The organism is Planctomycetaceae bacterium (assembly GCA_041398825.1).
Taxonomy (GTDB): domain Bacteria; phylum Planctomycetota; class Planctomycetia; order Planctomycetales; family Planctomycetaceae; genus F1-80-MAGs062.
In genome coordinates this window covers 541037-565985 of sequence record JAWKTX010000003.1, presented here as the reverse complement: position 1 = coordinate 565985, position 24949 = coordinate 541037, and the positions used below count along the sequence as shown (strand labels likewise).

Genomic DNA, 24949 nt, shown 5'->3' with positions numbered 1-24949 from the left:
TTTGACATCAAAAGCCTTCCCGGAAACTCCTGACTGCGGTACGGGAATCAAATACCGGACAATCGTATCGTTCCTCTGAACAACAATCCGCGTGGGGATATTGTCAACCAGGCAGAACAGGAACCGTCCTGCATCCGGTATTGCCACAGGCAAAAACTGGCGCGATTCATTTCTGACGGTCAATGTATGCTGACTGCGCCAGCTTCCATCATCGGCAATCACTGTCTGGTGAGTTGCCAGGGTGACAACTGCCGGAGACACCTGATGCTGGGCTGGAAACCTGACTTGCCATGCCGGCGTTTCATCACTCAGTTTCTGAATCGTGACCGCCTGTTGCAGAAGCTCCGTTGGTATCGAGGTCGCGATCTGTGATGCGGAAGCTTCGCTGGAACGATGATCTGCGACCGGCGTCAATAGTCCGCGGGATTGATTGACGACGACCCAATAATGCGACTGGCCGGAAATCACGGCGGATGAAGAACCATTTTCAGCAGTTTCAGGCGAAGCAACAAAAACGGGCGACGTGACACTAAGTCGGCCATCATCCGGAATCGGAAGACTGCCGGTTGCCAGTACAAACAGCCTGTCACTGACAGGTTGCTGGAGTCGAATAACAATGCGAGTTGTGCCATCACCACGATCCTGCCGAGTTAGTCGTCGCTGATTCGGGACATCGAAACTCATCACCGCGGCAACATTCGTCGGCAGATCGACAACAAAACTGTCCGCCGCCGCGCGAGCGATCTGCCAGTTCATAGCGATCGTGTAATCGACAGAGGTATCGGTGGCATTTGTGACAGTGACAGATTCTGCGATGAATGCCGGAACAGCGCGGCGTAGTTTGAGTGCAACAGGCCCGGGAGAATTTCTGTTGGTCCAGAAGCTGACCGATGGTGGAGCGGCAATGAGCTTACGGTAATCATCCGCAAGGACTTCTGAGCCACGTATCTGCCAATCGCCCGATTCGACTCCGGCATTTTCTGATGCCGCATCAAGCCAAACAGCCATCTGGGCAGCTGCCGAAGTGGCCTGCAGAATTCGCGAAGCACTCAGATTCAGCTGACTCTGGTCTGCCGATCGATCCTGTTGACCCTGTACGGCAATGTGAACCTTTCCCGTCGTAGCATGCTGTAGCTGAATAGTCAGCAGTTTCGTATCACCACCGGCCTCACTATTGGCGACGCTGTCAAAAAACCAGTCACCCAGACCGGTCGCCTGAACTTCCAGTGCCAGGAAATCCGAAGGAACAACGACATCGAATCGGGAGCGAGGGGCACCGGTAATCTGAATCTCAAATCGACTGGACCAGAGCTGCCGTTGCGGCTCCAGTCTCATTGCATGCAGCGCGTTGACACGGATTTCATCAGAAGTCCGTGTGGCACGAACTTCGATCGAAGCGGGCTGTCGTGTAAATCGCCACGCAAGCAGTCGGCGCACAGCCTGTTCTTTCTCCTGAGCTAACGCAATCTCCGGCAGAGTCGCGTCCTGAGGATTCAACTGAGTCACCGCTGAAAGCGCATCGGAACGCACTTGAAATTGTTTCCCGGCAAGCATCGTCACAACACCCAGGTCACGGGTCGCACTGCGCACAACCGGCACCGGCACCGAGATACGCGCCGGGGTATCACCTACAGACAAATTTGAATACAACTGCAGCTCAATTTGCGTCTTATCATTAACAGCTCGCTGAAACTGCAGCTGTACGGTGCGTGCGTCAGCTTCGTCGCTGATACTCCACCCCGAAACATCCGTCCCGGTAATCGATTGCACGGCATACCCAGCCGGAATATCGATCTGCAGTTCCTGGAGTTCCCCTTGTCGACATGAAATCTCGATCGACGAGAGCCATCTTAAACCCGTGTCGCTCAGGATAAGGGCCGAGGTGGATGACGAATGCACGACAATGTCACTGGCGTTTCGAATGGAAGCAGGCTGCCATTGAATGCGTGTGTGTGAAAGCGACGAAATCGGAAGAATGACGATTCTTCCGTCGCGACGATAAGAATTCGATCGGCCATTGACGCGAAGCTCCAGTTCTTCTTCATCACCCGGAAGTTCGAATTCCAGCGTACCAGTCGCGACCGGACGAAAGGGAATCTCTAACCGCCCAGCACCGCCCTCTAATTCGGCCGAAACATCAAAATTCAAATCAATAACATGGAGCCCGCGGCCGGAAACATTTACCAGATAAGCCCCTGCAGACATCATTCCGGCGGAGGCGTTTTCTGGGTGCTGCGATACTGCCTGCTGTGGTACAGCCTGCTGCTGACTGGGTTCATTATTAACGACGGTTGTTTCCAGGACTGCTGCTGCATCGACAGACTGTGAACCAGGCAACAGTACCGCGGAATCACCATCCACCAGGGCTTTGCGAATTCCAACAGCACCAAGCGGCAATTGAATCTGCTGGCTTTGGTCAGACGGAAGGAACGCGACGTAGCGAGCGCGAACATGGAGCACATACTGGTTGCCGCTCACCTGTTCGAATCCATCTGCTTTATAGAAGGCGGCAATAACTTCGGCTTTCAAAGGCGATTTCCCGGGGTTCGGCAATTGACCGGGGTAAGCCTGTCGAAACAGCTTTTCAAATGTCGAACGTTCAATAAAGACCTTATTCGCTCTCAACGCCGGTTCATCTCCGCCGTACGGAACGACAACAGACGGGGCATCATAGACGTCTGTTTCCTGAGCCGCGGCGACTCCGCACCCCGAATTCTGCCCCACAATTCCCGACCACGTGACGGCAAGAAAAATCAGCGTGGCTCGAACAGATGTTTGCACGACCGATGAACGATTCGATGACAACAAACGGGGGATCCGACGGCCACACGAACGTCCAATCCAGACCAGAATTCCGATCATCGAACCAATAATGCCTCCGTCGAGTACACACTGCCATTGATTTGCAACAACGGGGACAGCGCCAGCGCAACCCAGCAACAACACGACGACACATGTCAGTCGGCGTGAACGCGTCGAATTTCGAACCCACCATATCAGGCAGAGAACAAGCATTGCTGACACGAATCGTATGGCGGCAATCTGCTGTTCACTTTGCACAACGACACTGAGCATTGGTCGCGTGGAGGCAGCGTCTCCTACCGTCCGGAATTCACGTTGCTGAAAATCGTCGGGGACCTGAAGCCCAACCTGCACTGATAACCGCGCGGTTCCACGTTTCCTGACCTTCGATTCACGGGCATCGGCCAATCCAGTCGTCGGTTCAAGTGTAGAGAGGGGAGCATTGATTGCCGGAGAAATGGCGAACGGATCAGATGAACTCTGCTCATCCGCCAGTGCTCTGGACGGACGGTCATTCTCACGAGGAAACTCCATCGACAATGGCACTGGGGGCTGACCTGAAGGTTGTGTTAATGAGTTCCGGTTCGCGGCTTCGTCCGCATCAAAACCAATGCTACCGGGACTGCCTGCAAAGCCGCCGGCACCAGGCCCCCCCATACCTCCGCCTCCGCCTCCGCCTCCGAATCCGCCTCCGCCCATACCGCCCATACCGCCCATACCGCCCATACCGCCGTACGCGTTGGACATTTCGACATCAGAAGGCGGCGGAAGTGGAATATCAGCAGTTGAAAAATCTTCGTAGCCTCCGACTCCCGGCGCAAGTTGATCGACGCTTGCAACCTGTCGAAGGCCAACAGGCATCAGCAACCAGAAGACGAGCAAAATTCCACCGAGGCTGACCAGCAAATATCGCCTTTGCCACACAAGCACCGTGACGACAAAGAGGCTCAGGCAAACGACCGCCAAAGAAACACCGCGACGCACGACAATATCCCGGGATGGAAACTCAATGTTCATCATGTTCTGAAACCATCCTGGTTGATCGGTCCCGTTCGTCGGCGAGACAAGCCCGGCACTGTCAACCAGCAGAGAAGATTGCGGATAATGAACATTCCAGGTCTGCTCCAGCACATCAATGTCGGCAGACTGCGAATTGCCCACGTCGATCGAAAATGTCACCGAATCCTGTTCAAACTGCCCCGGCAATCCCGACGTCCTGTTAACCGTTTCGAAAACCAGATTCAACGAAAACCGACTGATGCCGTCCTGCCCACGCACGCTGGATGGAACAGCGACAAGATACTGTGCCGTTCGCGTTGACTCCCCCTCGTTGCTGTCCTGATCCGTTGCATCCTCGTGCCGGACTTCGATTGGCTCACCATCCAGCATCGCTGACCACAAGTAGGATTGCCCGGATTGCGGCAAACGGAATCGGACCGTTTGCACACCGCTGGACTGGAACTGAGCGAGACAGGAACGCTGGACAGTCTCCGAATCATTCAACAGGCAGGTATTCCTGACTTCTGTGATGACCGCTGATGGCACCGATTCCGTGTCGAACCGGATTTCGTCCACTGAAAATGAGTAGCCAGGCTTCACAAAACGATACGTCAAAGCCACGCGACGATTCGTCCCGGGTGCAGGATCCCCTGCCAGTCCTGCATCCGCCGCAAACAGCCCGTTAATCGTTGAAACATCCGAGGCCACCTTCAATTGCTGCTCCGGGTAAGCTTCAAATACCAGCACGCCGTGCTGCCGCACAGCGTTGTCCACGCGAATGGTCGGCGCGGGAATCGATGTGTTGAGTTCCCGAGCCTGACGGACCGTGGCCAGCAATGAAATCGATCCGGAGAACCGCTGGCTTAGTTTCAGAAGAAAAGGACGCATGCCTTCAGCAACATCCAGAGGAGTCTGCTCCTCCAGATTGACGTCATGCACGAACGGTACTGACTCATACCCCGGAATCGGGCCTGTTCCGGTCACCTGAAAATGAACGCGGTCTCCAAACGATTCCGGCACCCGAACCGTCAGCGTCTGCACCGTTCCATTCATGACGTCCACAGAAATTTGAGCGTCAATCGCCAACTCACGAGCAGTTGCCCAGGTGCGAAGGACAGAACGAGATGTCAGTTGTGACGCGCGACGAATAATCGTGAGTTCGCCCGCAATCTCAGTTCCGACGTTCCGGAAGCTGAGTGATTCGGCTGATCCCGAAGCGGGTTCCAGCCCTGTCAGGCGAAGCGGAGCCACAGCCAGATCGTTCGCAAAGTTCACAACGTATGTACCGCCTGCCAGTGTTGCGTCCGAGGCGACCACAACCGGCAGTTCGACTTTCTGCTCCGTTGCGGGATCATCAATGGATCGAGTCAGCGTGGCCGTAATTTCCGTCAAGCCGCCCGCTTCCACAGTTTCAGGCAATGAGACCACAACTCGGTTATCAGTTTCTCCAACACGCCAGTCCGCAGGTTGATCAGCAATTCGGAGCGATGCGAGTTCCCAGTCGGCAGGGAGGGTCAGGCGAACATCAAACAAAGGGGCATTCAGCGTTTCCAGAGTCATCACCGTGGAATACGACAGAATGCGATCCTGAATACTGAGATCCGAGACAGATTCAGCAAACAATTCACGATCTCTGGGCTTAATTGCCACGCTCAGGTCGAAGTTCTGAATCCAGAAATCAAAAACAGAGATGGAACCCGAATCCTGCGAGCCATGTTCTGTCGCTGTGGTACGAATTCCCGCACCCGTTTCAGCTGTCAGTCTTAATCCACCTTCATGCGAAACCGCCAGACGCCCGGCGTGGGAATTCACATTCAGGAATTCCAGCGTTGGAACTGCCTGACTCTTTTCAGCGGTCACCGGTGCAACCCCATGAATCTGGATGATGCGATCCTTTGAAAATGGTTGACGCCAGGAGAGAACAAGTCGAGTCATCCCGGGCTGGTCAACATCATCTTCAAGACGCCATGATTCTAATCCAGCCGACTCGACACCGGTGACTTCCAAGCGCGATGGAACTCTCACGGAGAGCTCATTGATGCTGCCGCCGAAGATGCTGACAAGAGATTCCGATCGCCAGCGAATCGCTTCCTTCTGAATCTGCAGGAATCCATCTGTGTGAACAAACAGCAGAGTTTGCGATTCGCTCTGCCGTTTCCGGGTTGTCCACTGAATCCGAACATCGTCTGCACCACCAGCAGGCACACGATAGGTCACGTTGCCAGAATCGCCGGATGGTCGTTCCAGTTCCTGATTGTTGACCAGAATGTGCTGCCCCTCCGGACAATCAACCGCCAGAATGGTCGAAGGCAACTGCGGCAAACGAAAGGCCGTCGAACGATCACTACCGCTTCGCACCAGCGGGGTCGACATCGTGATCTGGATCCTGAATTCACCGGAATTCGAACCCGCAAGTAACAGGCGGCCATTGTCCCGGGGATCTCGCGAGGCAACAATCACTTTCCGCTGCTCCAAAGCATCCGACTCCGAGCCCTCGGCCACGGGGGCGTCACCCTGCGTAAATTTTTCGACGAGCAGATTCCCAATCGGCAGGCTGACCACCTGCCATTCATCCACAAATTGCCGAACGATCGCGTCCATGATCACAACAGCATGCTGATCCTGAGGCGTTACTTTGACTTGAATCTGGTCGATAATCATGCCGGGAGGCTTTTGATTATCCGCGGCTGCGTTTGCTTTCGCCCTGGCAAGCAGCTCTCGAAACTGCGAACGCGGCATCAGAACACCGCCTCCATCCCGCTCGAACAGTACATCCAGCTGATCCGCAGGAATAAAACGTTCATTCTGAAGCGGCAGTGTCCCGGTCGTTGCGTCCTGTGCCATGCAACATGGCAGAAATGCTGGCAACGTGCAGATGAACAAGAGGAAGCCGGTCAGCCATCCGGACCAGCAAAGTTCTTTTTGAATCAACCGAATGTGAGAGGCACCGTTTGTCATTATTTTGACCCTCCCATCAGTTTATTCATCGCATCAACCACTTCAGGGGCTGGCGACACCACAGGAGTTGCAGTGAATGTTGCATCTAACTTCGGTGCCACTGCAGATTCCTGTGTACCAGATGCCGGTGTGTCAGGCACTGATGTTGCCGACGGGGACACCACAGCTTGCGAATGACCGCCCCCGCCATCATCTCCGGTTTGCGAGGAATGTCCCGTCCGGGCGTCTCCACCAGACCCAAGCAGCAAATTGACAAACCAGATCGCACCGCCAATACAAACGCCTGGCCACGCAGCAGTCAGAAACTGCAAAGCTGCGTAGCCATCTTTCAACCACCAGACAGAAACAAGGAAGGAGGCCAGCAGCAACATGGTGATTCGGTTTTCCCATGGTGTGCGGCGCAGAATCAGCGCGGCGAGAATGACTGTCCCGCTGATAACCAGAAACAGAAACGGACGATTCCACCAGGTTAAAACGACTTCTGACTGACGCCCGACGGATTGATACAGACTCACGTTTCCCTGACGTGCAAACTCCGCCGAACCATTGAACTGATCGTCCAACCATTCGTTCAAACCAGACGTTGACGATTCGGATGTTGGAGAATCAAACGGGCGGAACCACGAAACCTTCGACCTGCCAAACTGGTTCCACCGATCGGGGTCACCGATAAACGAAATATCCTTTGGAGCCCACACGGCCAGTATGCTCTGCTGAATCACGGTCGAACCATCATCCTGACCGATTACAGGAAGCATCAGCGGCAGAACACTTCCACGTTTCTGGTAGGGGACCCCATCCAGAGGACATCGAAACTGAATCGTGAGCAGAAATGGTTCGCCAGAGTTATCATCACGACTGATGTTGACGTAATACGCCTCATTGCCTTCGGCAGACTGAACATCCGTTGCGCGTTCAACCGTCGTTCTCTGACCATTAATTGTCGGCGCCTGCAGGTCACAGTCTTCACGAAGATCGATCCGTAGTCGCTGCCGTTCGCTGGTCACAATCCGGTAACGGCATCGATAGGACGCCATCGCCTGTTTCTCCGTTACAACTTCTATCAAAGATCGCTGAACGACGGTCTCAACGACTTCATGGATTTCGTGTTTTCGGACACGAATAGCTACGGACGCAGGCTGACTGAAATATCGATAGGCCAGATAGCCGTCAGCATCCATCAACTCCAGTTCTCGCACATCGATGGCTTCTACCGCGTCCCCCTGACTGTCTGCCTCAATCGACAGGGACTCATGTCTTAGCAAACGAATTTCGCCGCGAACCTGCGTTAAAGTAACTCGACGTCGCTCATTCTGATCGGCTGCAAACGGCGGCAGCACACGTGGCGGTTCCACCGGGATCGTACGAAACGAAGCCGGGCTGTTTTCATTCTGTACGGGCGTGGTGTCGCCATTCTCTTCACCGTCCGCAGAACGATTGTCCCAGTCAACGCCAATTCGAACGTCTCCGGTTGTCTCATTCTGAAGGACAAGCGTCCATGTCACCCAGCCATCTACTGATTGCTCAGCGCGATTTCGCTGCTGAATCACGTGTTCGCGACTGACGGTCCGAAATCTTACATCACCGGCAACGAGTTCCGGGACAGCGACTTTGAATGTATCAATACCAGCATTCTGGATGTTGAATGTGATGATACTGTTTTGCCGCGTCATCTCCGGTTCCACTCGAACAGTTGTGGCGACCGTTGCGGACAATTGTGCGGGGCGAGGTGTCGTTCGAACAAAGACAGCAACCGGCCGTCGAGTATAATTCCAGGAGGAAACACGGACCGCACGACCGACTGTTTCCGCATCTTCAGACTTGAATGGAAAGACACCAACCAGTTTTTCTTCCACGGTCGTGACATCCACAAACTGTGGCGCGTAGACAAGAATGCGGCCAGTCTCGCGTTCTGTGTCGACCGGTGTAATCGTCGGTAATTCCGATTCGACATTTTCTTCTGTCGCGTTGAATGACTGATGCCCTGTAATTTCGACGGTGATGGCACCCATTCGTTTCTGAGTCAGTGAAAGCGTCAGCTGACCCGCAGCCTTATCGACATTGAATTCGCTCATTCCGTCCGCGCGAACTGTGTCGATATTCAGTGAATCCGGAAACTTCAGCTGAAGCTGAAAGACTCCCGCTCGTTCGACTGTGTAATCCAGCTTTGACGAAAGCCGGAGTTCGTCGTCATCAAAGATGAGCCTCGACGTCTGGTCGACCAGGATTCGCGGTTCCACGGGTTTCAGCTGCAGAACCAGCTTCCCCGTGGTCCCGCTGAACTCCCACGCCTGCTGCAATTCTGAACCGACTGACGAACCTGACTTTCCTGCTGCCCCGGCATCAACGCGTTTCATGCCAGACTGCAATTTTACAACAGTCGTCAGGGATGAGTCCGTACTGACAAGTATTCGACCGGATTCGCGAACAACAGCGTCCGCATGGATGCCCTGAAGCTTCCCGTCATCAGCCTTACCGACAATCTGAATAGTGTCGCTGGTGGGTGTGCGTTCGGATTGTACTTCTACCTGAAACCGATCGGTAATCGGGGAAATCAATTCCATCGAAATTAATTGATGGGTCTCACCGACAGACGTGACGTTCCATGATCGGATCCGGCCGCTTGACGAAACAACGTCGATAATGCGGGCATCCAGAGGGGCGAGCACACCAACATCGCGAAGTTCACCACGCAGCACCTCGTAATCGATCTTTGATGTCGTCTGGATGAGACCCGTTTCAATTCGGACCGTCGAGACGGTGGATGCACTTGCCAACAGATCCATAACCGGCTTTGTACCGGCGCGCGGATTCCACTGCACTTCGAATTGAGCAACCGAACCCAGACTTGCCTTGACCGTTGTCTCCTCGCCCGCGTTCTTTTCAGAGGACGAATCGAATGGCAGAAGGACCTGCAAGGGTGTGATGGTTACTGACTGATCAGCCTCCGGTACAGTAAAAAGCAACTCACTGATGCCGGTCGGCAGACATTTCAGTGAAAACGATTTGCTTTCGGGCGACGTCCGCACACTAGCCAACAACTCGATCTCAACCTTCTTGTCGCCTGCACCACGTACCAATAATTCGTACTGACCCTCACCTGTCCCCTTCAGCAACACTGAACCATCCGCCGGGAGGACCTTCCCTGTCGCTGCTGAACCAAACGCCAGAGGAACTCGTACCCATCCGTCCTTCATGACCTTCAGTTGCAATTCCGCTCGAATCCGAACGACATCTCTGTCGACGACCGCCGTGTAGGTTGACGATGTCACGACCGCATCGGGAGACCAGCCGTTCTTTCTGTCCTGAGCATCCAGGTACTTCTGTATCAGGTCCATATATTCCCGGTAGGGAATGACGACCGACGCATCCTGATTGTCAAATACCTTCTGCAATTCACGAAAAGGGACATAAATGAGTCGATCCCATTTTTCCGCGAGTGCGGATTCTGCGGCCGCTGGAGATTTGTCGCCCGGATCAGGCTCAGAAGTCTCGGGGCTGTTCAGTTCCTCAGGGGCATCGGACTCCTGAGCCACAGTCAGCGGGGGACAGAAGAGAATCCAAAACTGCAGAAGCAGAACGATACTGAGCAAGCGTGACATAGGTCACCTTCGATTTTGCATGGTCAAACGGACAGATCTCATCACCTGCAGTCTACGTCAAGGCTGCCAAATTGCGAAGAATAGGCCGTCCCTGACCCGAAAAGCAGTGTTCTTAGAGCAACCGTAAGCAGAGAATCGTTCAGAGAATTCGTGTGTTTGGTCGCAAATGGCCCCGTTTCATCGCCAATGCCTGTCTTCGTCGCCTATAGCTGCGTTCGTCGCATCGAACACAGACGGGACTCTGAGGGAATCTGCCTGCAGATGCCGCAAGGAATCAATTCACTAAAGCCGATTCAGCAGATCAAGTACCAGCGAAATCTGTTCTGCTGTAAGGGAGCCGGACAATTGGTCAGCGGCGGCACCGGGTGATCCCTTTGATTCCGATGGATCACGCCACTTTCCCGGATGCCCGGAGCGAAGCACATCGGCCAGCGAAGTCGCTCGCCCGTCGTGGAAGAAACGGTTCCTCTGGCTGATACCGCGAAGCGACGGGGGGTTGAACTCGCTGTGCCCGGTCTCATCCTGAATACCAACGTCAAATGTGTGCCCGCTGGTCAGACGATCATCGGCGTGACAATCGGCACAACCCAGAGTTTCGAAAAGTTGCCGGGATCGTTTGATGTTTCCCTGACGGTGAGGATCCTTTTCCGTCCGAACAACGTCGCTGTGTCTGGCCGCAAAGACAGATGGTGCGGGTTCGAGCGTCCTGACAAACTCGGCCAGGTCATGGACCGGCAAGTCATCAGTGTCCAGTTGTGATTGCATCGACACAATCAGAGAGGATTCGATCTGAGATTCCAGAGTAGATTTGGTTCCCAGCCATGCCCACGGCCCGGTATCACCGGCGCCCAGCAAAGATAACACCAGCTTAGGAGCCCCCTGCCCTTCGTCGCCTACTGTATCCGACAATAAACCGTTGGTATGTCCGTCAGTGTGACATGAATGGCAACTATACCACCCATCCAGCGACAACGACGCATCATAGAATAGTTGTTGCCCTCGTTCCGCTGCCGTGATCGGACGCATCACACCAAGAGTAAGCGTCTGAACGACTTTGGGCTCCGGCCCCTGCAGCGATATAACAGAAACCGTATCGGCAAACCTGTTCACAACAAGAGCGAGTTCCTCAGCAGAATCAGTGCAGACATCTGTGGGACAGGTCCCGACTTTTAAGCGCGAGAAGGGCAAATGGCTTGCCATGCGAAATGCCATCGCATTGACGCCCGACAGCAAAATCATTGTCGTATCACTTTTTGTCACGACCATTTTCCCCGGGTCACCAGCCCCCATCGAAGGACTTCCCAGTGGGTAGGTCGTTGGAGTGCCGCTCTGAGAACCTCCAATCGAAACTCTTTCCAGCGATCGCGCTTCCTGTTCCATCCTTTCAGCATCTTCTTTTGCAGCATTCCCATCATCGTTCCGTTCTGCTCGGACCGTAAGGTTTGACGGAACAAGAGACGTCATGGGAATCGACTGTAATCCGTTTTGCATCAGGACTCCCCAGAACACCTGCTCGAAGGTGGTAAACGCCTCGCCATTCAGAGTCTGATGGCATACATGCAGAACCCTGCCATCGTGACTCAGACAAAGCCCGCGAATATTGTGTGCATTAATTGTCTTCTGTTTGACAATCGCACCCGAACGGGTATCGACAACAGCCAGCATGCCGCCAAATGCATCCGCGACAATCAGGGTTTGATCGTTCAGGAACAACAATTCCCGGGGCGCAAACGGCATTTCAATTTGTCGAACGTTCTCAGCTTCCCCGTCACCAGTGATCGATGCCAGCGTCACTTCCCGAGCCCACAGAGAGGACACTGCGATAGTCCTGGTATCACTTGACACTTCTATCGCAACAGGCTTAGCCGACACCCTGATCCACGATTGGATTTCGGTTAATTTCAAATTGTTCGAATCCGACGATGTACCAAAAGAAGCCAACAGGACTTCATGACGAACATCATCTAGAACCAGCATGTGGTCACCCACAACAGCAAGATCGCTCAGGCTGGAAGCAATCTTCCATTCAGCTGCGATACGAAAGACTGGCTCGACAGTCCCATCGTTCGACTCCCTGGCCAACAGACTTATGGAACCGGAACTCGAGTTAGCTACCACAGCATGGCCGCGGAACCATTCGATCCCAATCGGCAGTCGTCGAGTAGGAATCGACACGTCAACCGAAGTAACACGTGGATGCGTACCCTCAAAGCCTGCCGCGGGACTCTGCAGAATCATCGACAGAGTCATCCAGAGGACGAAATGTGCTGAAACGCCAGATGTCAATAGGGTGGATGGTGTCATAAAGAAATTGTGTCGCTTGCGGTCTGCGAAGTCTACTTATCAATCCGCTGGTTTATCAATCCGTTGGAAGCCGATGAAACAGCATCCCGGAAAGAGACTCGCATCTGCCAGAGAAAGCTACGAGCAGAAAACCGCATCCATCGATTGTAAAGGTCTCCTGCTCGAGCCAGTCCCGGTTTGCAACAGGCTACTCAACCACGAAGACGTCGCGGGAGAACTTAACTCAATTCCGAGTCGCTGGAATTGCGAAACAGTGAACCAATGTCTCGACAGGAGGCTCAGGTATCAGTCCGGCTTCCGAAAGCCATCCCTTGTATTCTGCCAGACTGTATGCGCGTCCTTCCGTAAAACTGAACAGGCTGGCGGAATACAAAGCAATCGACAGCGGGCCGTCCAGATCGTCGTTTAACAGCACATCATGAATAATGAGCTTTCCTCCGGGATTCAGTGCAGCTGCGCATCTGTTGATCAGAGCACGACAATCAGGAATGTCCCAGTCATGCAGGATGTTCGAAAGAAGAATCACATCAGCGGACGGGAATGGATCGACAAACATATCCGCCGCGCACATTTGCAATCGTTCGTGAACGCCGTATTCGGTGGCAAACTGGAGTGCTGTCTTCAGAACTTCCGGGCGGTCCAGTGCAATTGCAGTCAAAGAAGGATTCGCCCTCAGGAAAGCGATGCTGTAGATACCTGTTCCCGCACCCACATCCAGCAGTGTTTTTGCTCCCTGCATTGAAATCCGATCCGCAAGCACGGGGGCGACATTCTTCGCACGCCCGGAAAGTGCAAGTGTAAAATGTTCCGCCAGATTGCGTTGTTCCATGGCCGATTTCATACCGTCCCGATAAATAAACGCCGCTCCACCGCCATCCAGTCCGGCTGGCCTGTTCGTGCGAAGTCTTTCCACAATTTCCAGCACACCAGGCGACGTTGCGGATAGTCCCAGATAATTGCCAACATCGAACTCCCCACCATCCACCAGATGTTCGGCAGCAGCTATTGTCAGTTCAAATTGGCCTGAGGCATTCGTTTGGAGCAACTGCATCGCTCGAAGAGCGGTTATCAGTACAATGGCTGGTCGCTGTTCCAGCTTCAATGCCTGGCGAAGATCTTCGAAATTCAGAGGCTTCTGAGCCAGAAGTCTGAACACGCCAAAATGCGAGACTGCAGCGTTCAGAAGTTCCGAACCGTAGCTGCCTCGATAAAGTTCAAAAATAAAAGTCGGATCACTGGAGGGTGAGCTTAGCCGGTGCATGGTGGATTTCTGAATGGATTCAGGGAAGCGAGACTGATGTTGATATGCCGCTATTTCGCGTGAAGGCGTGCCGATCGCACGAATCCGGATTTTTCGCAAGAACAAGTGAAAGATCTGCGGCAGGCCATCGTGTGTAAGAACGCAGGAGACACTTTAATGCCGCGTGTACCAGAAACTCGAGCCAGTCTGATTCTGCGACTGCCATCTGCGGATGATGGCGAAGCCTGGCGCGAATTTGTATCCATCTACGAACCTTTCGTTTATCGGTTCGCCATTCGGGGCGGCCTGCAGGATGCAGACGCGCGCGAACTGGTGCAGGAGGTGATGGTTTCGGTTGCCCGCGCCGTTGGAAAATGGCGCCCCGATCGACAACAGGCAAAGTTTCGAACCTGGCTCTTCAGAATCGCACGTAACCAGTTGCTGGACGTCCTGACGCGTCTCAAAGGCCAGTCCGCTCGAAGGCAGCTGGACACCGAAACAGGTTTTGACAGATTTCCGGATTCATCAGGCACTCAGGAGTCGCAACTCAGACTCGAGCATCGCAGAGAACTTTTCCGATGGGCAGCTCAACGTGTGCAACAGAATGTCAAAGATTCCACATGGCGCGCATTCTGGATGACGGCTGTCGACCAGATCGATCCGGAAACCGTGGCAGAAGAACTGAAGATGACGACCGGCGCCGTTTATATTGCTCGCAGCCGAGTGCTCTGCAAACTCCGGGACGAAGTTCGGAAGTGGGAGGACAATGATGCGATGTCGTGACATTGACCTGCATGTGCTGATGGCTGACGATGAAGACAGCGTCGAAGTTCGTTCAATGGCAGGCCACGTGGAAACATGTGTTCAATGTCAGCGGCGATTACTGGAAGTCGCGGGCGATCACGAGTTGCTGACAGAGGTGCGGGAAACGCTTCAGGCCATTGACGAAACTCTTCCGTATTCTTCCGATCCCGCGTCGTCATCCATTATCCTGTGTATCGAAGGCAGCTCGACTGACGATTTTGGAGCAGAATGCGAACCCGTGGCGCTCGACTTTCTTTCGCCTCCAGGTCACCCGGAGATGCTTGGAAGAATTGGACGATATGAGGTCGAGCGTGTTATTGGTTCAGGAGGAATGGGAGTTGTCCTGAAAGGCTTTGACAGCGAACTTCATCGCGTGGTCGCCATCAAAGTGTTGAAGCCGCACCTTGCCCACAATGGAGCAGCACGACGTCGCTTCGCCCGCGAGGCACAGTCGGCGGCGGCAGTTGTTCACGAACATGTAATCCCGATTCATGATGTCCTGACCGACAGTGACACACCGTACCTTGTGATGCAATACGTGCCTGGCCAGTCGCTGCAGGCCCGCGTTGACGAACGGGGACCGCTGGAGGCAAAAGAGGTGCTCCGAATTGCACGACAGGTCGCGGCCGGGCTTGCAGCGGCTCACGCTCAGGGTGTCGTCCATCGAGACGTAAAACCTGCCAATATTCTGCTGGAAGATTCCGTTGACCGCGTTCTGATTTCAGACTTCGGACTGGCTCGCACTGTTGATGACGCAACGCTCACACGCACGGGCGTCGTCGCCGGTACGCCCCATTACATGTCTCCCGAACAGGCCAAAGGTGATTTGGTCGATCATCGATCCGACCTGTTCAGTCTGGGCAGCTGTATCTATTTCATGTGCACGGGACGACCACCATTTCGGGCTGAACATGCACTGGCGATACTGAATCGAATCTGCAACGACCAGCATCGTCCGGTTGAAGAGATCAACGCAGATGTACCACCAGAATTGGCAGACCTGATTGATCGTCTGCTGTCGAAAGATCGGACCGAGCGATTTCGCGATGCCGTTCAGGCAGAGCACCAGATCGAAACCGTTCTTTCTGACATTCAGCAGGGACGTCGATCAAAAAGACTCCGATGGACTCGACGATGGCCTCGATGGAGAAAGCGGTTCCGGCGGGGCGTCATCATTTCAATGGTGCTGACCGCCTGGATGTGGACAAGTGCCGGATTCTGGCCGGTCGAGCAACAACCGAAAGGCGACCAGCCAGGAGATCTTCTGGCGAGGAACGAAATTGCGGCAGAGTCACCTTCAGACGCAACCAACAGGCCAGCATCCAGAATGTCGATCCTCAGGCTGCCCCCGGATACGTTTGAAGCGGACCTTCACGAAACAAAACTGTTGCTGGAAGAAATAGAATCGAAGCAACCACCCGCCGTCGAATCCGACTACGGGCACGCCGTTGAAACCTTGAAATGGGATGAGGAAATTCATCAGCTGAAGTCAATTGTGAACGAACTCATACCTGGAGCAGGATGATCCAGTCACAAGCTGTCCGTTGAAAAACCGGGACAGGCACGCAGGACGACTGGAAACCATCGTGTTTTAAGGTTTCCTGCTGGAACCAGTCCCGATTTCAACAGGCTGCCAGCTTCAGACAACAGTTGCCACCCCGATATCCACAGCCCTTCGCAGACCACTTTTCGTACTTCAGTCAGGAGACTTTGATGCGTCGAACTACTTATTTCCTATGGACGGCCATTTTTTGCGGTGCAGGATTCCTGGCAAGATCAGCGTCGACTCAGGAACTGCCCCCCACTATTTCGACCGACAAAATCGTGCAAGGTCAGCCTGCTGATCGAGAACTCGCGCCTCGTTCAGGATTTCTGCCGCCTGATTCCGGCAAACTCTCGACGTCTTCACCGGGTATTCAGGCCGGTCCAGGCGAATTCCAACCGAATGCTCCCCGCCTCTTCCCAAACCCAAATGAAAGTTTCCCTCAACCGAAGAGCACGGATCCATTCGGGGCGGCAGTGGCTGAAACACAACCAGTACCTCAAACCATGCGTGCGCGTCAAGTCCGACGAACAATTATAGAAACTGTTTACGAACCCGTTCCGAAGGAGGAACTGGATTCGCTTTTGGAACTGCAGAAGGCGATCAGCACACTGAAGAACGAGACAGATGAGGAAAAGAATGCGGTAGCCATTGCATCCGTCCGCACGAAGTTAACGGAGCAGTTTGAAAGAGACCTGCAGCAACGCGAAAAAGAGCTTGCCCAGGTTGAAGAACGAGTTGCAATGCTGCGTGACCAGCTGGAGAAACGAAAAAACGCTCAGGACGACATTATCACTCTTCGACTACAAACGATCGTCAATGAAGCCAACGGCCTGGGATTTCCAGACAGCTATCCAACTGCTCCGTCCGACAATACGGTTCCTGATCACGGCCCCTGGTCCACACCTGCCAGTCGTCCACTTCAATCCGGTTTGTTCCCTTTCAAAGAAGACCCCAGCAAACCTGCAAGGCTCAGGTGATCTCCCAGGCTCTTTTGCAGATCCTGCAGGCGATGAAACATTTGTTCGATACGTTCCTGTTGAGCAGGTTGTGTCGCCAGGTCCTTCATTTCTGCAGGGTCATTCTTCATGTCATACAATCGCAGCACCCCCGCCTTCGGATACGCAATCAGCTTGAAACCATCTGCGGTGATTGACCGCTGTAGTTCCAGATAGGCGCCGTAAACTTCCGGGTAGTTGGATTCCAACTGTTCCCCGCGCAGAAATGGAAGCAGACTCTTAAAAAAGACGTGATCCGGTTTGCTCGCCCCCGCAAGATCCAGTGACGTAGCCATCACATCCTGCAGGTAAATCGGCGCGTCGATGTGATGATCATTCGGCACACCCGGACCATTAATAATAAACGGGACGCGTACGCTGTGATCGTACAGATTCTGCTTTCCAAACAGACCGTGATGGCCAACTGCCAGACCGTGATCCGCAGTAAAAAAAATCCACGTGTTTTCGGCTCGGCCGCTGGCTTCCAGCTTGTCCAGAATACGACCAATCTGAATATCCAGATGCGTGATCAATGCGTAATACTCACCGCGGTGAACTTTCACGGCGTGTTCTGTCCGGGGAAACGGCCCCAGCTTCTCATCTCGCAGGGATGCCGAACACCCAATCTGATCTTTGTGTGGATACTCTTTTAAGAAATTAACGGGCAACTGAATACGACTGACCGGATAGCGATCAACAAACTCCTGCGGTGACTGTCGTGGATCATGCGGCGCGTTGAAAGCGATATACATGAAAAACGGATTTTCGCTTTTGACGGCCTGATCGAGGAATTCGTTTGCGTTGTCAGCGACCACTTCGCTCCAGTGTTTGCCACCTTCCCAGAAGCCACCAAACGCGGGATCGCTGGGGCTCCATGGATCAGGCTTTCCATCGATCGGACGGCTATAACCCTGCGGCGTATCTCTGGGCATGCCGCCGCGCACGTCCTTTGCGACGTCAAACACTTTGCCGGCATCCGTCCGGATATGCCACTTTCCGGTCATATAGGTTTGATAACCGGCTTGCTTCATTAACTGGGGCCAGAGCACTTCATCTTTTCGTTCATTGTCTGTTGTCTGATAAATTCGGTTGGCATCCCACACCGATCGCCCCGTAATCAGCATCGTCCGACTGGCGACACAGACAGCTCCGCTCCACGAGCCCATATTGTAGGCATGGCTGAAGTGCGTCCCCTGCTTCATTAGTCGATCCAGATTCGGAGTGTCGATATCTGTCATCTTCAACGAAGCAATAGTCTCGTAACACATATCGTCCGCGAACAGGAAAAGGATGTCGGGACGGCTCCCGGCTGCAGCCTGAGCTTCCGTTGCACCAAGGGACGTGGCAAATGATGCTTCAGGACCAAAGGCAAGTACAGCCACGGCCAGGACAAGGAAGAAAACACGGGCGAAGCGATACATGGAGCCTGACTCCTGTTCCGAACCATTAGAAGATGCGACGAGACCAAAGGCGGACTATACAGGCTGCCTTTCGGATCAGAAAACGTCCGCGATCTTTGCCGCGAGCCAGTGGAACAAGAGGTGGATTGCGTTCAGGATCAGCCGACAGAAGATGCTGATCTTTTGCAGAACAGCAGCGAATATTCGATTCGGTTTTCTGAAGACTGCGATACGATCCGGCGACTGAAAACCACGAATATCCGAGTGGTCCTGCCGAATAAAATGGCAGAAATTGGCTCACCAACCTCAGAACCTAAACAACATTCCAATGACCCAAAGCACCAACAAAAACGGTGGCCGTACTTTTGATGAACTTGCCGCTTCCCGACGACACTGGATTGAAGAAGTCCTGCGGCCCTGGTGTCAGGCGGCGTCCATGGCCCAGCTTCGAAAAGCCGAACTCGAATGGCTGGACATTGCGGGCAAAGTCGACACAAAGGCAACACTGTGGACCTGGGCGTGGGAAAGATTTCCCGCCATTGTTCATCCGGACTTGCCGGGAGTCAACGAAACCAATGAAATGGTCGTGACCCTGAACGACGGCGGCACTTTCACTGGTTACCCTGACAATCGACAAAGCACCCGGGGGCAACTGGTATTGATCACCGCCGATGACACGGGAACCCTGCAATCGTTCGGGCCGTTTTCTATCGACCAGATTGCACAAATCGACAGAATCCACGAATCAACAGGACCGATGCCATGATGACTTGAAGGCCAGCCCCTTCGACAGCAGATTCGTCTCTGCTAACAAAATGATGCGTCAGTGATCTGCGAGCACGCTTCTGCGCCGGGCTGGTCGACAGAGGCCGAACAAAACAGATTTACTCTCGTGCATAGACGCTTTTTCGCATCCAATCCGGGACGAGCAGCGAAGACGACTGGCGTCGTTAATTCACTGCGGCCACATCAACCTGGGAGCCAATAGGAACATGGGGCCAGAGACGACCGACCGGGTCGATCCGAACTGCGACCAGCGATTCGCCGGCAGGAGTCAAGGATTCTGCAAGCATCGGCAAGTCTGTGACCTGTCCTCGGAATTGCTGCCCGCCGGGGAAACTCAGTTTGACTTCTGACCCTGGCTGCAATTCGTTCACGCGGCGAGTCGGTACGTAAACGACCACGTAACGACGGTCCGTGTGCAGGATCTTCAGCATGACTTCACCTTCAGGAAGGTTGTCTCCTTCCCTGAAACGTACCTGACCGACAACTCCGTAACCCGGCGATGTGACGGAGACCTCACGACTGACTTCCTTCATCTGGTCAAGCAGCGCTGTGGCGTCCTGTAACCGTGCTCGCATATTTTCGATGCCCGCCGCCTGCCGAACCTGTTCCGGCAGGACAGATCGAAGTGACTCCAGGCGATTGATCCGAGCCTCCAGATTTTCGGCCATAGCCGATGAAGCAACCGTCGTTGCCGGTGAAGCGGCAGAAACGATCTTCGGTTCAGCCAACTGGACGGGTCTCGCCTGGGCAACCTGTGTCGGCACCGGGCGTGGCGGCAGACCCACAGACGCCGCTGACAGTCCCGACTCCATGGTCGATTCACCACTCGCTCCGCTGAAGAACACAATGCCTCCGGCAGGGATAGCGGCTCTTTGTGCCACATCACGACTTCTAGAAACCGAAGCCAGACGTGTCCTGTTACTGCCGGAATGTTCGACCGGAGGTTCTTCCAGAGCAGCTGTGGGGACAGATGGTCGTGACTGTTTTTGCACTTCCTGAATAATCTGAGTCTGAACTCTGACGTCATACAATTCGCGCTCGAGTTCGCGACTGCGCCATGCAAGTTCGAGCTCCGACTGGGCTTCCGCCTGTCTCAGCTCATTCTGCAACTGCTGCACCCTGCTTTGCTGATCCTGAATCAACTTCTGGTGCGAAACTTTTTCCAGGGTCAGAAGCGGCGTGCTGGAAAACACCTCATCTCCAGCCTTCACGTGAGAGGCCAGTAGTTTGGAATCGGCTGGCACCCGAATGGCCGTAATGTCGGCAGACAGAACACCATGCAATGGTGTGGCTGTTCGGTTGCCCATGAAGTACACCAGGAACAACCCAATCATCATGGCACACGTGAGAATGGCCAGGGTTCGCAGAAACGGTGCAGGCGGAGCAGATGTCTGAGCAACAAGAGGTTCCGCACACAACGACTGAGCATTTTCTACCCAGCGTTCGCTGACGATTTGTGTGGGCGGAATCTGTAACTCTGCGGCAAACGCAACGACATGATGGTGACGCCACGTGGCAATTTGCGGAACAAAGTAAATCCCCATGCGATTCAACGTGACTGCTTCGCGCGTTGCAATCCCCGGAATGATAGTCAGATCATCAGCACCAGAGGGAACGCTATCGTATATCAGTCCGAAATAGCGATCGTTCCGGTAGCCTTTGGGAAGTCGAGCAGCTGAGGGAGCGGGACTTGAACCAACCATTCCAGTATTCCTTTGACTAAGTGGCCCGTAACCCGCGACCGTCTTGAATGACGAAATCGAGCTACGTCTCAGTACTTAGTTCGGCGACAAAACCGACAGCAGATCACCAAATCCCACAGTACGAACTTCCGTCACTACCTGATCGCCCAAAACACTCAACCCATTCCCCCCATTCCAACAGGCTCAATTGGGTAGAAACGGACACCAACCGCAAACAGATGTGCTCGGCATCCGCCACAGCCCACCCACCCAAAGCTCGCATACAACCCAAACATTCTCCGCAAACTGGGATGCCATCACGCCAAATCCAGGGTTTCGCTCGCAGGTTGCGCCTGATGCGCCATGAACGCGACGCTCCCAAACAGCTCGCTGGCGCAGCAACTCCAACCGACTGATCACGTGAACATGGTTTCCCTGACGGCCAATGCCGCTAGAATGACATACCCCTGCATCCCAGAATTCTTCCCCAGAATCTACGCCGATGAAAACGCCCCTCCGAATCAACTCAGTATCTCTGAGCACAGTTTTACTTTGCCTTGCTGCCTGCCTTTCCTCTGCAGCGTCTGCTCAGGACAACGCCACGTCAGCGTCGAACCAGAAACCTGACCAGAGGGTCAGGCCAGCAAATCGTCTGTCCCGCGAATCCAGCCCCTACCTACTTCTGCATGCCCATAATCCGGTGGACTGGTACGCGTGGGGTCCGGAGGCATTTGAGAAGGCTCGCAGCGAAAATAAGCCCATCTTCCTTTCGATTGGCTACAGCAGCTGCTACTGGTGCCACGTGATGGAACGCCTTGTCTTTTCCAATCAGGAAATTGCCACGTTCATGAATGAGCATTTCGTCAACATCAAAGTGGACCGCGAAGAACGTCCCGATGTCGACGACATCTACATGACCAGCCTGATTGTCTATCAACAGGCGGCCGGCCAGGGTGGTGGAGGCGGATGGCCGCTGTCCATCTTTCTGACACCGGACGGGAATCCAATTGCCGGAGCGACGTATTTGCCTCCGGCCGATACAGACGGCCGACCAGGATTCCTGAATGTCGCAAACCAGGTCAGCAAACTATGGAACTCCAACCCCGAGAGGCTCAAAGGATCGGCCAGCATTATTGCCGCGGAAGTTCGCAGACTTAGCGGCCCCAGGTTCTCTGTTGAAGAAGTCGACCTGAGTCATTCCCTCCTGGATGCCGCGGCCGACGATATTTCCTCCCGATACGATCCGGTAAATGGAGGCGTCGACTGGAATCCGGCGAGACCGGACGGACCACGATTTCCCAATGTCCCTCGTCTGCAACTATTGCTGACTTTGAGTCAGACGGCAGACGAAGATGCAGCGGATTCGAAAACACGGACCGATTTACGGAACATCGTCATTCATTCGCTCAGATCAATGGCGATGGGCGGACTGCGGGATCATCTGGCAGGCGGATTCCATCGCTACAGCACTGATCGAAGCTGGCATGTGCCGCACTTCGAAAAGATGCTTTACGATCAGGCCCAGCTGCTGCAGGTGTATACACGAGCCGCAGGAATTACCAACGATCCACTGTTCTTTGAGGTCGCCGGTGAGATCGCTGATTTCGTCAAGCGCGAACTCACACTCCCCGGAGGCGGGTTCTGCTCAGCCCTGGATGCAGAAACAAACGCCATTGAAGGTGAGTACTACGTTTGGCAGCCGCAGCAAATTGAAGGGTCGCTGGCCGAAGATGCCGAACTGTTCATGACGGTCTACGGCATGAAAGAAGAGAATCCCTTTGAACATGGTTATGTCCTCCGATTACCTCGACCGACCCAGGAATCACTTTCATTACTGAACATCGAACAACTCTCCGGTCTCCGCCGGATTGAGGCCGCGAAATCAAAGTTGCTGGAAGTACGCAATAAACGCCAGCGACCAATGCTGGATGATAAAGTACTCACCGAATGGAACGCGATGATGATTCAGGCATTGGCGCAGAGTAGCCAGTTGCCGGGCCGTCAGGATGATCTGGAAGCAGCGAAGAATGCGGCGCAGTTCCTTCTGGACCACCTGAGAAAAGATGATGGAACATTTTACCGTTCCTGGAGAAATGACACGGCCGTCTACGACGCTTACCTCGATGACTACGCATACCTGGCAGCTGCCATGGGCGAACTTCATCAGGCAACGAACGATGCGCAATGGCTGCAACATGCAAGTGACATCACCCGAAAGCAGATTGAACTGTTCTACGACCAGAAACTGAAGGCCTTCTTCTACACTTCAGCCAACCACGAACAATTGATTGCAAGAACCTGCACCGTCTACGACTCCGTCTATCCGTCAGGATTCAGTGTCACGGTCCGGAATCTGCTGGAACTCTCGAAACACAACGACGAGTTCAAACAAATCGCAAGCGACACAATGGGCCGGTTTGCACCGACCATGTCAGAATCGCCGGCTGCCTGCGCGGGGATGGGACTCGCGTTACATGACCTTTTGTCGATGAACGAATCTGCTGATGTATCGGCTGCCAACAGCCGGGAGAGCGGAACAATACTTTGTGGCCTGAAGATATCAGACGAATCCATCACGAATAAGGCTTCGACCCACTCCGACGAGAAAGACGAGTCGACTGCAACTATTGTCTTCAAGCCAGTGTCCCCTGAGCCCAACCCTTCGTCCGGCCAGGCGGAAGAGAAACGTGACCGACCACTTTCCGTTGGCGTCTATCCGTTCTTTGACAAACTCGAACGCGGTGGAAAGTGCCCTGTTGCGATCGAGATTACGATCGACAAGGAATGGCACATAAATGCAAATCCATCTAACCCGGACTTCCTCATCCCAACGGAACTCAAGATCACCAGCAAGCAAAAAATCAAGCTGACCCGAGTGAAATATCCGGCCCATCAACTGATGACGATGGAAGGTGAAACAGAACCGTACCATGTGTACGGCGGCAAAGTTATCATCTATGCACTGCTGGAAACAGAAGCCAGCGAGACAGCAGAGTTTGGTGAACTGGAAGTCCAGCTCCGATACCAGGCATGCAACGAGATGACCTGCAGTCAACCCGACAAGATTGTCCAGCGCGGCAAGCTTCCGCTGGCCAACCCGGGAGATCCGATCCGGAAGATTAATGAAGACAAGTTTCCCAAGCCCAAAGAACCTGCCGCCGGTTCTCAATGAGGCGAAAGGTTTCGAGGCCATTTTCGACCGCTGGAATTGAAGGATCGCAGCTGGTAGCCTTCGCCAGATTCGGATTTTCAGCTGATTTTCCAATTCAAGACGCTCGAAGCAATCAAAGGCGCGGACATGTCAGTACAGGCCATTGCCGGTGTGAGTTCATCCACTGAGTCCAATGTTATGACGGTTTATCCGTCGGTATGTGCGAATGCGTTTGGTCGACTCCTGGGACAGCTTTACGGATGCATCCCGATACGCATTTTCGGGCACAAATTGTCGACGTTGCTTTTTGCCCTGCCGACGGCTCCCATCGGAGCACCACTTTATTTACTGACGAAAGTCCTGGGTTCCAGGTACGTGCTCACCAATCGCTCGGTTCAGATCTGGGCTTCCCTTGGAGCTCAGAAGTTACGTCAGGTCGACCTCAGTGAAGTCGACTCCGTCGAACTGGAACAGCGGGCAGGTCAGGAGTTCTTTCGGGCGGCCGATGTTCGATTAAAGTCTGCCAGCGGACAAACACTGTTGCTGCTTCCGGGTGTAGGCGATGCCGGAGCATTCCGGAATGCCATCCAGCGAACCACCGAGGCGCGACGCATGGTCAAGTCGTCTCTGTCGACGATCAATGCTCGTCAGTAAGAAGCTCAGGGCTTGATGGACCAAAA

General features: G+C 54.0%; 12 protein-coding genes. 6 read left to right on the top strand and 6 right to left on the bottom strand.

Features of this window, described 5'->3' with window-relative positions; all coding sequences use genetic code 11:
• The 4 genes from R3C20_08410 to R3C20_08395 all read right to left on the bottom strand — a co-directional run.
• A partial coding sequence (locus tag R3C20_08410) for a hypothetical protein (protein MEZ6040514.1) occupies window positions 1-6759 on the bottom strand: 6759 nt, incomplete at its 3' end.
• The gene (locus R3C20_08405) at window positions 6759-10361 is read right to left on the bottom strand and encodes a hypothetical protein (GenBank protein MEZ6040513.1); all 3603 of its coding nucleotides are present in this window, start codon (window positions 10359-10361) and stop codon (window positions 6759-6761) included. The genes R3C20_08405 and R3C20_08410, both read right to left, overlap by 1 nt.
• Before the next feature lie 282 nt (window positions 10362-10643).
• Entirely contained in the window at window positions 10644-12179 is a 1536-nt protein-coding gene (locus tag R3C20_08400; GenBank protein MEZ6040512.1) for a cytochrome c peroxidase, read from the bottom strand.
• Between the two features lie 709 nt (window positions 12180-12888).
• The gene (locus tag R3C20_08395; protein MEZ6040511.1) at window positions 12889-13926 is read right to left on the bottom strand and encodes a methyltransferase; all 1038 of its coding nucleotides are present in this window, start codon (window positions 13924-13926) and stop codon (window positions 12889-12891) included.
• A 156-nt stretch (window positions 13927-14082) separates the two neighbouring features.
• Between R3C20_08395 and R3C20_08390 the strand changes: the two genes are divergently transcribed.
• From R3C20_08390 to R3C20_08380, 3 genes are all read left to right on the top strand, one after another.
• The gene (locus tag R3C20_08390; GenBank protein MEZ6040510.1) at window positions 14083-14688 is read left to right on the top strand and encodes a sigma-70 family RNA polymerase sigma factor; all 606 of its coding nucleotides are present in this window, start codon (window positions 14083-14085) and stop codon (window positions 14686-14688) included.
• Window positions 14675-16234, top strand: a complete 1560-nt coding sequence (locus tag R3C20_08385) for a serine/threonine-protein kinase (protein ID MEZ6040509.1) — start codon at window positions 14675-14677, stop codon at window positions 16232-16234. Before R3C20_08390 ends, R3C20_08385 begins: the two co-directional genes overlap by 14 nt.
• Window positions 16235-16422: 188 nt before the next feature.
• Window positions 16423-17232, top strand: coding sequence for a hypothetical protein (locus tag R3C20_08380; GenBank protein ID MEZ6040508.1), 810 nt, complete (start codon window positions 16423-16425; stop codon window positions 17230-17232).
• Here R3C20_08380 and R3C20_08375 read toward each other — a convergent pair.
• Entirely contained in the window at window positions 17175-18671 is a 1497-nt protein-coding gene (locus R3C20_08375) for a sulfatase-like hydrolase/transferase (GenBank protein ID MEZ6040507.1), read from the bottom strand. The genes R3C20_08380 and R3C20_08375 overlap by 58 nt on opposite strands.
• 307 nt (window positions 18672-18978) lie before the next feature.
• Between R3C20_08375 and R3C20_08370 the strand changes: the two genes are divergently transcribed.
• Window positions 18979-19416: a hypothetical protein gene (locus R3C20_08370; protein MEZ6040506.1), complete on the top strand. Its 438-nt coding sequence runs from the start codon at window positions 18979-18981 to the stop codon at window positions 19414-19416.
• Window positions 19417-19600: 184 nt separating this feature from the next.
• Here R3C20_08370 and R3C20_08365 read toward each other — a convergent pair whose 3' ends face one another.
• Window positions 19601-21139 (bottom strand): efflux RND transporter periplasmic adaptor subunit, encoded by a 1539-nt coding sequence (locus R3C20_08365; protein MEZ6040505.1) that lies wholly within the window; start codon window positions 21137-21139, stop codon window positions 19601-19603.
• 481 nt (window positions 21140-21620) lie between these two features.
• On the opposite strand from R3C20_08365, the gene R3C20_08360 reads away from it, so the two are divergent.
• Both R3C20_08360 and R3C20_08355 read left to right on the top strand, forming a co-directional pair.
• Window positions 21621-24290 (top strand): thioredoxin domain-containing protein, encoded by a 2670-nt coding sequence (locus R3C20_08360; protein MEZ6040504.1) that lies wholly within the window; start codon window positions 21621-21623, stop codon window positions 24288-24290.
• Between the two features lie 126 nt (window positions 24291-24416).
• Window positions 24417-24923, top strand: coding sequence for a PH domain-containing protein (locus R3C20_08355; protein MEZ6040503.1), 507 nt, complete (start codon window positions 24417-24419; stop codon window positions 24921-24923).
• Window positions 24924-24949 lie beyond the last annotated feature (26 nt).